Here is a 12,017-nt window from a genome sequence, read left to right on the forward strand (position 1 = left end):
TACCTATCTGGATGTGCAGATCAGCAGAGACGGAGCAATTCACCATGACAGATATGAGCGTGGTGTGGCAGTGGAGCCACTGGTAGATGGTTTATTACCGATTATTGGAAAAACAAAAAAAACAGGAACAAAAATCAATTTTCTTCCGGATCCGGAGATTTTTGAAAAAACACGGTTTAAGGAGGATGAGGTAAAAAGCCGTCTGCATGAGACAGCTTATCTGAATCCAAAGCTGACAATTATATATGAGGATCTTCGCGGAGAAGAACCGGAGCATATCGTGTATCATGAAGAGGAAGGAATCATCGGCTTTGTCCGCGATCTGAACAAAAAGGCGGAAGTGCTTCATGATGTGGTTTATTTCAAGGGTGAGAGCGAAGGTATTACCGTAGAGGCGGCTTTTCAGTATACGAATGAATTTCATGAGAATATCATGGGATTCTGCAACAATATTTACAATGCAGAGGGCGGCACGCATATTACCGGTTTCAAGACGATTTTTACAACCGTTATGAATCAATATGCCCGCCAACTTGGAATTTTGAAGGAAAAGGATGCAAATTTCACCGGTGCAGATGTGCGTAACGGTATGACGGCGGTCATTTCCATCAAACATCCGGATCCGCGTTTTGAGGGACAGACCAAGACAAAACTGGACAATCAGGATGCCTCCCGTATTACGGCGAAGGTAACCGGTGACGAGATTCAGCTGTTTTTTGACAAAAATCTGGAGACACTGAAAATAGTATTATCCTGCGCGGAGAAAGCGGCAAAAATCCGTAAGACAGAAGAAAAGGCAAAGACAAACTTGCTGACAAAGCAGAAATTTTCTTTTGATTCCAACGGAAAACTGGCAAACTGTGAGAGCAGGGATGCTTCCAAATGTGAGATTTTCATCGTCGAGGGAGATTCTGCCGGTGGTTCCGCAAAGACTGCCCGCGATCGTAATTTCCAGGCGATTCTTCCAATCCGTGGAAAAATTTTGAATGTTGAGAAAGCAAGTATTGATAAAGTGCTGGCCAATGCGGAGATCAAGACCATGATCAATGCGTTTGGATGCGGTTTTTCCGAGGGATACGGCAACGATTTCGATATTTCCAAATTGCGTTATGACAAGATCGTTATTATGGCAGATGCCGACGTGGATGGTGCGCATATTTCCACATTGCTTCTGACCCTGTTCTATCGCTTTATGCCGGAACTGATTTTTGAGGGGCATGTATACATTGCGATGCCGCCACTTTATAAAGTGATTCCGTCAAAGGGAAAAGAAGAATATCTTTATGATGATGCGGCACTGGAGCGTTACCGCAAGACGCACACCGGAAGTTTCACATTGCAGCGTTACAAAGGTCTGGGCGAGATGGATGCAGAACAGCTCTGGGAGACAACGCTGGATCCGGAGACACGTATGCTGAAAAAAGTAGAGATTGAGGATGGACGTATGGCATCGGATGTGACAGAAATGCTGATGGGGACGGATGTACCGCCACGAAAAGCATTTATTTATGAGCATGCTAACGATGCAGAATTAGATATCTAATAAATGAAGTGACGAAATTGCAAGTAAGCAATGTAGAATTGATATCTGATAATAATGGAAGCAGATTTTACAAATATCCGATAAATGAAAAGAATAAAAAGTCCAGATCAGAAAAATAAGTATCTTCTGATTTGGATCAGGATTCGCAGGCGAACCCTGAATGATGATTGTAGGAGAAAAACATGGCAGAAAACAGAGAGCAGATTATCAGGACTGAGTATTCGGAGATCATGCAAAAATCATATATTGACTATGCAATGAGTGTTATTATTGCCCGTGCCCTGCCGGATGTGCGGGACGGATTAAAGCCGGTACAGCGCAGAACGCTGTATGATATGCACGAGCTGGGCATCCGCTATGACCGCCCGTATCGTAAGTGTGCGCGTATAGTCGGCGATACCATGGGTAAATATCATCCGCATGGTGACAGTTCTATTTATGGAGCCCTGGTCGTTATGGCGCAGGACTTCAAATATGGTATGCCGTTGGTGGATGGACACGGAAACTTTGGCTCCATCGAAGGTGATGGCGCCGCAGCAATGCGTTATACCGAGGCACGTCTGCAGAAAATCACGCAGCAGGCGTATCTGGCAGATTTAGACAAAGATGTGGTAGATTTTATCCCGAACTTTGATGCGACAGAGAAGGAACCTTCCGTACTTCCGGTAAAAGTGCCAAACATTCTGATCAACGGTGCAGAGGGCATTGCGGTAGGTATGGCGACCAGCATTCCGCCGCACAATCTGGGTGAAATCATTGACGGCGTGATCGCATATATGAAAAATCCGGATATCACCACAGAAGAAATGATGGAGTACATTCCGGGACCGGATTTCCCGACAGGCGGAATCGTCATCAACAAAGACGAACTGGTTTCTATTTATGAATCCGGAAACGGCAAAATCAAACTGCGTGGAAAAGTAGAGATCGAGCCGATAAAAGGCGGAAAAGAGCGTATCGTTATTACCGAGATCCCATACACCATGATCGGCGCAAATATCGGTAAATTCCTGAATGATGTATACAGTCTGGTTGAGACGAAAAAAACATCCGATATTGTGGATATTTCCAACCAGTCTTCCAAGGCAGGTATCCGTATCGTCATTGATCTGAAAAAAGGAGCCGATGCGCAGAACTTGTGCAACCTTTTATATAAGAAGACACGACTGGAAGATACTTTTGGCGTAAACATGTTGGCCGTAGCAAATGGCAAACCGGAGACCATGGGACTGGTGTCCGTGATCCGTCACAACGTACAGTTTCAGTATGAGCTTGCAACCCGCAAGTATACAACACTGTTGAAAAAAGAACAGGACAAGTGTGAGATTCAGGAAGGTCTGATCAAGGCCTGTGATGTCATTGATCTGATCATCGAAATCCTGCGCGGAAGCAAAAATATCAAACAGGCGAAAAAATGCCTGATCACCGGAGAGACGGAAGGAATCAAATTCAAATCTAAACTTTCCGAAAAGACAGCTTCCATGCTTCATTTTTCCGAGCGTCAGGCGACTGCCATTTTGGAAATGCGTCTGTACAAGCTGATCGGACTGGAGATCGAAGCCCTGATGGCAGAACATGAGGAGACACTGAAAAACATTGCACTGTATCAGGAAATCCTTGGAAGCCGCGCGGCAATGGCAAAAGTCATCATCAAAGAGCTGAAAGCACTGAAAAAAGAATTTTCCCATCCACGACTGACTGTGATCGAAAACGGAAAAGTTGCTGTATACAAAGAAAAAGAGGCAGAAGCGGTGCCGGTTGTATTGTTGATGGATCGCTTCGGTTATGTGAAAACTGTGGACAATTCTGTATATGAGCGAAACAAGGAAGCAGCAGACAGTGAGAATAAACAGATTGTTCCGTGCATGAGTGACGGAAAAATCTGTCTGTTTACGGATAATGGTCAGATGCATCTGGTAAAAGTTGCTGATATTCCATATGGAAAATTTCGTGATAAAGGAATTCCGGTGGATAATATCAGTAATTATGACAGCAGCAGTGAGAACATTATCTCTGTCATGGCTCTGGAGCATATCATGGATAAAAAACTGCTGTTTGTGACAGAACAGTCTATGTGTAAAGTGGTATCCGGCAGCGAATTTGACGTATCAAAGAGAACCACTGCAGCCACAAAACTGCAGGAAAACGATAAGATTCTGTATCTGGCAGTGGCGGAGCCGGAGTCTACAATGGTACTTCAGTCACAGAAAAACTATTTCCTGCGTTTTGCCACAGAAGATATCCCGGAGAAGAAAAAAGGAGCGGTCGGTGTGCGCGGCATGCGCATGACCGATGGCGAATTGCTTACGGCAGTATGGCAGTTGACGGGAGAAGAAGAACAGATTATCATGATCAAAGAAAAAGCCGTTCATCTGAACCGGCTGAGAATCGCAAACCGTGATACGCGGGGCGTGAAGAAGTAATTCCTGTTTAGGTGAAAGCAAAAAAGATGAATAGTCCAACTGGAGGAGTTTCACTCAATCATGATAAGACTGTTCATCTTTTCTTACATATTTATTGTTTATGAGCATGTATAGTGCTTCAAATAATGTGTAATCCGCTGGACGACCTTTTATCTTCTGGAAACACTTCCTAACCGAAAGATACCGGAATGATCTATTGAACTTCAGGTGCGTTTTTATTGTGTAAATTATGCGCGAGTCGTAACAGAAATATTGTTATTGTGTAAATTCTCGCGCGGCGCAGTGTGCAGGCAAGTTTGGTGACTTAATTTCGTCTTCGATACCTCACGTTTAGCCACCAAATTTACCTAAACAGGAATTTAATTGAAGAATTCCTGTGCAGCCTGTACGAGGTACTCGGTATCTTTGACACCGGCTGTTTCGTATGGTGAGTGCATAGCCAGCTGTGGCAGTCCAATATCTACGGTATTTAATGCAACCTGTGTGTTGGAGATATTTCCAAGTGTGGATCCGCCGGCGATATCAGAGCGGTTGGTAAAGGTCTGAACCGGAACATCAGCCTGATTACAGATATCACGAAACATAGCTGCTGATACGGCGTCTGTACAGTACTTCTGGTTGGCATTGAATTTAATCACAATACCGTTATTGAGATAAGGACGGTTGGTTGGATCGGCCATATCAGTGTGATTTGGATGAACTGCGTGAGCATTGTCAGCGGAGAGCATCAGGCTGTTAGCCAGATGAATGCGGTAATCCTCTCTGTCATAGCCTAATACTTCATGGATACGCTGCAGGGTATCACGTAAAAAAGTAGACGCAGCTCCCTGTTTGGTGCCGCTTCCGACCTCTTCGTTATCAAATACACAATGTAAAGCAAGAAAATTGTTTTTTCCTCCGTACAAGAAACCTTTCATGGATGAAAATGCACATTGCAGATCATCGAGTTGCGGAGCGGAAATGAATTCCTCATTGGCTCCCCAGATGCTGGCAGATTCTCTGTTATATAAGAAGAGATCGTGTCCGAGAATATCGTTGACAGACACATTTGCTGCCTGAGCGATTGTTTCCATAAAGGTGTCCTTTGCTGTACTCATACCGTAAAGCGGAAGCATGTCTTTTTGTGCATTATATTTATAGCCGCTGTTTACTTCCCTGTTCATATGGATGGCCAGGTTGGGTATCATGACCAGATCACGGTCTACATTGACCAGTTTACTTTCCAGTTTCCCGGTGGAAGGATTTTTGAGGATCAGACGTCCAGCTACAGAAAGCGGACGGTCAAACCAAGGTGCAAAAATCATGCCACCGTAGCGTTCCACGTTGAGTTTGATATATTGTTTTTCCACTTCTATTTCCGGATTTTCCTTGATTTTAAAGGAAGGAGAGTCGCTGTGGCTGGCCATGATACGCATGCCGTCAAATCCATTTTCCGGGATGGAAAAAGCAATGATGGAAGAGTCGTTTCGAGTGACAAAATATTGTCCGCCGGCTTTCAGACTCCAGCGCTCGTTTTCTTCCAGGGCTGTAAATCCATTTGCCAGGAACTCTTTTTTCATCGTATCTACTGCATGAAAAGCAGATGGACTTGTCTTTATAAACTGTATTAATTCTGTTGCAATATCTGACTGCATAAACATTCACCTCGAATAATATAATTAGTAATAAAGCATTAAAAATGCCATGCATTATTGTAGCATAAAACATACATTTATGGAAAATGAAATTGAATCTGATTTATTATGAAAAATAGTGATTCTTGAAAAAATGTGGAAAAAAGCGGAAAAAGCATATGGAATAATGACGAAAAGAATGGTGATATCAAAGGTAAAATAGTTGGATTTGCACAGAACAGATTGATAATTGCATAACAATCGTTGACAAGCCTATTTTGCATATGCTAGTATAATGCCTAGACAATTTTTGCAGGCTTTTATAGACATGGCATCATTTTTGATATGAAATAAGAATGTATGGCATGAAATATGAAAGTTGCGGAGATTAGTTATTCACAATGAAGTATGGAAGTTAGAACATACTTTATGACTATTGAAGGGAGAGTTAATACATCATGACTTGGACTATTATTATTCCAATCATCGGCATCATTGCTTTATTGGTTGCCGCAGGATTAGCTGCCAATGTAAAAAAACAGTCTGAAGGTACAGACCGTATGAAAGAAATTGCAGCAGCAATCCATGAAGGTGCTCGCGCGTTCTTATTCGCTGAGTACAAAATTCTCGCAATCATTATTGTCATTGTATTCGTGGCAGTAGGATTTGCAATTGGCTGGACAACAGCTATTTGTTTCTTAATTGGAGCTTTCTTCTCTATTATTGCTGGTTTCTGTGGTATGACAGTTGCTACAAGAGCAAATGTCAGAACAGCAAATGCTGCAAAAGAGAAAGGTATGGCAGCTGCTTTATCCGTTGCATTCCGTGGCGGTGCAGTTATGGGACTTTGTGTAGTTGGACTTGGTCTGTTTGGTGTCAGCATCATTTATGTTCTGACAGGAAACGCATCCATCCTGTTCGGCTTCAGTCTCGGTGCTTCTTTCGTTGCTTTATTTGCCCGTGTTGGTGGTGGTATCTATACAAAAGCTGCTGACGTTGGAGCTGACCTTGTTGGTAAAGTAGAAGCTGGTATCCCGGAAGATGATCCTCGTAACCCGGCCGTTATCGCTGATAACGTAGGTGACAACGTAGGTGACGTTGCTGGTATGGGAGCTGACCTTTTCGAGTCTTATGTAGGTTCTATCATTTCTGCAATCACACTTGGTATTGCAGCATCTACATCTTACATCGGAGCAGCAGGAACCATTGGAGCAGCTTTCTATCCGTTAGTACTTTCCGCAGTTGGAATCATCGCTTCTATCATCGGTATTTTCTTTGTACGTGGTAAAGATGGTGTGAATCCGCAGAAAGCACTGAACACTGGTGAGAATGTTTCTTATGTGATCACAATCGTGCTCGCTGCAATTCTTTCCAAAGTTATGCTTGGTTCTATGAAACCGTTTGTTGCAATCGTTGCAGGTCTGATTGTTGGTCTGCTGATCGGTAAAATCACAGAGTGGTATACATCTGATCATTACAGACATGTACAGAAAATCGCAGATCAGTCTGAGACAGGATCTGCTACAAATATCATCAGTGGTCTTGCAGTTGGTATGCAGTCCTGTGCATTACCGGTTGTTCTGATCGCAGTTGCAATTATCGTAGCTTTCATGATGGCTGGTGTATACGGTATCGCTCTTGCAGCCGTAGGTATGCTTGCTACAACAGGAAGCACAGTAGCCGTTGATGCATATGGTCCGATCGCAGATAATGCAGGTGGTATTGCAGAGATGTCCGGTCTGGATGAGAGCGTTCGTGACATCACAGACTCTCTGGATTCTGTAGGTAACACAACAGCAGCTATCGGTAAAGGTTTTGCTATCGGTTCCGCAGCTCTGACAGCTCTTGCACTTTTCGTAAGTTATGCAGAAGCAGTTAATCTGATGGAGTCCGGTATCAGTATCCTGAACCCGGTTGTTATCGCTGGTCTGTTCATCGGTGCCATGTTACCATTCCTGTTCTCATCCATCACAATGGAAGCAGTTTCCAAAGCTGCTTACAAAATGATCGAGGAAGTTCGTCGTCAGTTCAGAGCTGACAAAGGAATCCTTGAGGGAACAAGCAAACCGGATTACAAAACTTGCGTAGGTATCTCTACACAGGCATCCTTAAAAGAGATGATCGTTCCGGGTGTTCTTGCAATCGTTGTTCCGATTGTCGTTGGTCTCCTGCTTGGTACAGAAGCTCTTGGTGGTCTGCTTGCAGGTGCTCTGGTTACTGGTGTTATGATGGCTATCTTCATGGCTAACGCCGGTGGAGCATGGGACAACGCTAAGAAATTCATCGAGGGTGGAAATCATGGTGGAAAAGGAAGCGAGCCGCACAAAGCAGCCGTTGTTGGTGATACTGTAGGTGATCCGTTCAAGGATACATCAGGTCCTTCCATCAATATCCTGATCAAACTTATGACAATCGTGTCATTAGTATTCGCCCCACTGTTCTTACAGGTTGGTGGACTGTTATTTTTCTAAGATAAGATAATAGATCGTTGACGAAGAATATTCATATGTGTTTGATGAAATAAATATTGGATAAGAAGAGAGAACCTCCGGTTCCTGTCTCAGGCAGGAATCGGAGGTTCTCTTTTTGTTGTACAAAGCTATATAAAAAACAGCCGGGACGTTATTGTAAGTAGTTTACGAATTATTTTGGCAGATATATCAGAAAAGGTTTGGAATTGGTAAAAATATATAAAAAATAAAATGATTGTAGAATTATATTGTAAAATAAGGATAAAAGTGATAGTATTACTATCATAAAAGAAGGTGATAAACATATGAGTGGAGATAAAATAGCACTCAGCACAAGAGAACGACAGGCACAGCAGAAAAGAAAGCAGATTCTGACGGCATCGATAACCTTGTTTGAGAAAAAATGTATCGAAGACACTTCAATAGAAGAAATTGCGAAACATGCCGGTGTGGGTGCTGCGACGGTATATCGTTATTTTTCTACGAAAATCGAACTGGTGATTGAAACTGCGGGACACTACTGGGAACAGGTGGCAGGAAAATATCTGACAGAGCTGGAAAGAGCGGAATCTGTTTCTTTAAAGAAGTGGAGCGGTTATCAGCGTTTGGAACAGATTTTACATATTTTCTGCCGGATTTTTGAAGAAGAGAAAGCATTTTTGAAATTTTTACAGGAATTTGATGTGTTTGTAAAAAAATATGAGATTTCCAAAGAAGGTCTGTCTGATTACGAAGATGGCATTTTGAAGTTGAAACCATATGTGACAAATGCACTGGAAACAGGGCTGGAAGATCGGAGTCTTACTTTTTCCTGTTCGGTAGATGAAATGTATTTTTCACTGACACATACCCTGTTGTCACTGATGGAAAAACTGGCAGTGGGAGGAGACATTTTAACTTCAGATCAGATGGTAGAAGGAAACGTACAGCTTCAGGTGATGACAAGGTTGATTTTGAAGGGACTGACACAGAATGGTTCTGATTATGAATGATGCTGTGTGGACTTTGGAGATGGTTGGAGGGGTTATTCCATTATAGAATAACAGATAAATAATGTAGTTTAAATTTTTTTATGATGAATCATGAGAAAAGATAAGATAGAAAAGGAGACGGTATTATTATGAAGAAACTTTCAACGGCAAAAATATGGCAGTTTGCAGCAGGTCAGTTTGGCTGGGCAATGCTGTCAGGAATTATTTCAAACTGGCTGGTATACTTTTATCAGCCGGATCAGGTAGCAATCAGTCAGGGACAGACGGTATTTATTCCACAGGGACTGGTGGTATTTGGTATTTTTACGATTATCGGAGGAATTACCGCGTTCGGACGTATTTTTGATGCGTTTACCGATCCGATGATCGCATCGTTATCCGACCGGTGTACCTCGAAACACGGTCGAAGAATTCCGTTTTTGAAATGGGCATCCCTGCCCCTGGCACTTTCCACGGTGTTGGTGTTCTGGTCACCGGTGAATAAAAACAGCCGGATCAATGCAGTATTTTTATTAATTATGATTCTGGCATATTATTTATCAATTACGGCATATTGCACACCTTATAATGCGCTGATTCCGGAACTCGGACATACGCAGCAGGAGCGTCTGAATATTTCCACAGTGATTTCTTTTACATTTATTGCAGGAACTGCAGTCGCTTATCTGGCACCGACGATCTGGGGCATGTTTATTCCGGCGTTTGGAAGAGTCGGGGCAATTCGTGTGACTTTTACGATTATGGCAGTGATTGCATTTATCTGTATGCTTGTTCCGGTATTTTGTATCAAGGAAAAAGAGTATGTCAATACGGCTCCGGCAAAAGAATCCGCATTCCGTTCTCTTGTGGAAACATTTAAAAATGGGGAATTTCGCAAATTTGTCGGATCTGATATTTTTTACTGGATTGCACTGACCATGTTCCAGACCGGACTTCCGTTTTTTGTGACCAGTCTGTTACGTCTTCCGGAGACAATGACAACGATTTATTTTGTTGGAATGACTGCATTGTCTCTGGTATTTTATATACCGGTTAATAAGCTGACACTGAAGATCGGAAAGAAAAAGATGATTCTGTTTGCATTTGTGGTATTCAGTCTGGCTTATTTTTATACCGGTTTTATGGGAAAAATTTCTTTGATATCGGAAAACGTACAGGGACTGATTCTTATGGTTGCAGCAGCGCTGCCGATGGCAATTTTCGGAATTCTCCCGCAGGCAGTTGTTGCAGATATCGCACAGAGTGATGCTATAACTTCCGGAAGCAACCGGGAAGGCATGTTTTATGCAGCAAGAACCTTTGCATTTAAACTTGGGCAGAGCCTTTCCATGCTGATTTTTACAGCTGTTTCTACGATTGGAGCGGGAAACGGAACCGGTTATCGAGTCGCAGCATTTGGAGCAGCAGTATTTTGCTGTGTTGGCGGTATTATCCTTGCGTTTTATAATGAAAAAAGAATTAACGGGATTATTAGCGGGAAATAATCTTATATGAAAAGGAATAACACTATGGAAATTATACAGGAAATAAATTATGATGTAACGATGAAGGAAACGGTGGAGCTATATTTGAAACAACGATGTAAAAGTGGGTACACAGACAGTTCTGATGCAACAGGAAAATTGCATGTGATGCGTTATGAGGCAGACACCCCAAAAGGCGTAATCATGATCTGTCATGGATTTACGGAATCTTATCCGAAATATGATGAACTGGTCTATTACTTTTTGCAGGCTGGGTATCATGTGTATCTGGCGGAACATTGCGGACATGGATGGAGCTATCGTCTGACAGAAGATTCTTCGCTGGTACATATTGATACATGGAAACGTTATGTCAGAGATTTTCTGAAGGTTTGTCAGATGGCAAAAAAGGAATATCCGGATTTGCCGTTCAATCTGTTTGCCCATTCGATGGGAGGGGCGATTGGAGCGATTGCAGTATCATGGAAGCCAGAGTGGTTTGCACATGTGATTTTGAATTCACCGATGATCCGGCCGCATACCGCAAATGTTCCCTGGGGGATTTCTGCATCCGTATCAACGCTTCAGTGTCTGATTGGAAAAGCAGAGCATTATGTCATGGGACAGAAACCTTATGATGCCAGCGAAACGTTTGAGACTAGTGCGTCAACATCAAAGGCGAGATTTACCCGGTTTAACGAACGCAGAAAAGCAACAAAAGAGATGCAGATCTGTGCGGCATCTTATGGCTGGTTGGCAAATGCTGCAAAGATGAACACTTACCTGATGCATCATGCTTGGAAAACGTATACAGCCCCGATGCTGATCGTTCAGGCAGAGCAGGACGATTATGTGTGGACAAGTGAAATACAGAAATTTGCGGATAAGATTAAAAAGAACGGTGTGGCTGACTGTGAATATCTCTATCTGCCGGGAACTAAGCATGAAACCTATAGCAGCGATGATGAGACGATGGACAGGTATGTGAATACAGTGCTGGAATTTTTTCAGAAATAACTTGTTAGATTTTTTTAATCGCTATATACTGTTTTACATGCAAGAATATGCGAAACAGCATAGAAAGACATAACAAAGCGAAGGAGAAACAAAAAATGGGGATTTTTGATCGATTTAAGGTTTTAACGGTAAATGATGCTATCAATGAGTCAAGAACAGATAAAAATGCAGTGCTGATTGATGTTCGTGCCAAGGATGTATATAAACGGGGATATATCAGTGGCAGTATCAATATTCCAATGATGCAGTTAGAACTGATCGAAAAACGTGTGCCGGATAAGGAAAAGAAGATTTATATCGTTGGAAGCTATGATAATGATCCAAAAAAAGCTGCGAAAAAATTGAAAAAAATGGGATATGAAAATGCAATTCCGGGTGGAAGAATGGAAGAACATGAAGGCTCATTGAAGAAGCTGAAATAAATAGTAATTTGAGGCTATGTAAAAATATAACAGAAGCTTCCAAGAAAATTTGAAATAAGTGCTAATAATTGTT

At 42.4% G+C, this 12,017-nt stretch carries 8 protein-coding genes; 7 read left to right on the forward strand and 1 reads right to left on the reverse strand.

Features of this window, described 5'->3' with window-relative positions; all coding sequences use genetic code 11:
- Positions 1-1,543: DNA gyrase/topoisomerase IV subunit B (locus tag LG34_RS06730; RefSeq protein WP_109215414.1), on the forward strand; the 1,543-nt coding region annotated here is incomplete at its 5' end.
- Between the two features lie 182 nt (positions 1,544-1,725).
- Positions 1,726-3,966, forward strand: coding sequence for a DNA gyrase/topoisomerase IV subunit A (locus tag LG34_RS06735; RefSeq protein WP_109215415.1), 2,241 nt, complete (start codon positions 1,726-1,728; stop codon positions 3,964-3,966).
- Between the two features lie 359 nt (positions 3,967-4,325).
- On the opposite strand, the gene LG34_RS06740 is transcribed toward LG34_RS06735, so the two are convergent.
- Positions 4,326-5,600, reverse strand: coding sequence for a M18 family aminopeptidase (locus LG34_RS06740; protein WP_109215416.1), 1,275 nt, complete (start codon positions 5,598-5,600; stop codon positions 4,326-4,328).
- Between the two features lie 437 nt (positions 5,601-6,037).
- On the opposite strand from LG34_RS06740, the gene LG34_RS06745 reads away from it, so the two are divergent.
- From LG34_RS06745 to LG34_RS06765, 5 genes are all read left to right on the forward strand, one after another.
- Positions 6,038-8,050: a sodium-translocating pyrophosphatase gene (locus LG34_RS06745; protein ID WP_109215417.1), complete on the forward strand. Its 2,013-nt coding sequence runs from the start codon at positions 6,038-6,040 to the stop codon at positions 8,048-8,050.
- A gap of 305 nt (positions 8,051-8,355) precedes the next feature.
- Positions 8,356-9,042: a TetR/AcrR family transcriptional regulator gene (locus LG34_RS06750; protein WP_109215418.1), complete on the forward strand. Its 687-nt coding sequence runs from the start codon at positions 8,356-8,358 to the stop codon at positions 9,040-9,042.
- 128 nt (positions 9,043-9,170) lie between these two features.
- The gene (locus tag LG34_RS06755; protein WP_109215419.1) at positions 9,171-10,526 is read left to right on the forward strand and encodes an MFS transporter; all 1,356 of its coding nucleotides are present in this window, start codon (positions 9,171-9,173) and stop codon (positions 10,524-10,526) included.
- Between the two features lie 24 nt (positions 10,527-10,550).
- Positions 10,551-11,522, forward strand: coding sequence for an alpha/beta fold hydrolase (locus LG34_RS06760; protein WP_109215420.1), 972 nt, complete (start codon positions 10,551-10,553; stop codon positions 11,520-11,522).
- 95 nt (positions 11,523-11,617) lie between these two features.
- The gene (locus tag LG34_RS06765; protein WP_158582240.1) at positions 11,618-11,944 is read left to right on the forward strand and encodes a rhodanese-like domain-containing protein; all 327 of its coding nucleotides are present in this window, start codon (positions 11,618-11,620) and stop codon (positions 11,942-11,944) included.
- The last annotated feature ends 73 nt before the right edge of the window (positions 11,945-12,017 follow it).

Source organism: Eubacterium ramulus (genome assembly GCF_003122485.1).
GTDB classification, from domain to species: Bacteria; Bacillota; Clostridia; order Lachnospirales; family Lachnospiraceae; genus Eubacterium_I; species Eubacterium_I ramulus_A.

Excerpts from the sequence above, each read along its gene's own strand:
- LG34_RS06765 (WP_158582240.1), top strand. The coding sequence starts at position 11,618 with ATGGGGATTTTTGATCGATTTAAGGTTTTAACGGTAAATGATGCTATC.
- LG34_RS06750 (WP_109215418.1), top strand. The coding sequence starts at position 8,356 with ATGAGTGGAGATAAAATAGCACTCAGCACAAGAGAACGACAGGCACAG.
- LG34_RS06755 (WP_109215419.1), top strand. The coding sequence starts at position 9,171 with ATGAAGAAACTTTCAACGGCAAAAATATGGCAGTTTGCAGCAGGTCAG.
- LG34_RS06740 (WP_109215416.1), bottom strand. The coding sequence starts at position 5,600 with ATGCAGTCAGATATTGCAACAGAATTAATACAGTTTATAAAGACAAGT.
- LG34_RS06735 (WP_109215415.1), top strand. The coding sequence starts at position 1,726 with ATGGCAGAAAACAGAGAGCAGATTATCAGGACTGAGTATTCGGAGATC.
- LG34_RS06760 (WP_109215420.1), top strand. The coding sequence starts at position 10,551 with ATGGAAATTATACAGGAAATAAATTATGATGTAACGATGAAGGAAACG.
- LG34_RS06745 (WP_109215417.1), top strand. The coding sequence starts at position 6,038 with ATGACTTGGACTATTATTATTCCAATCATCGGCATCATTGCTTTATTG.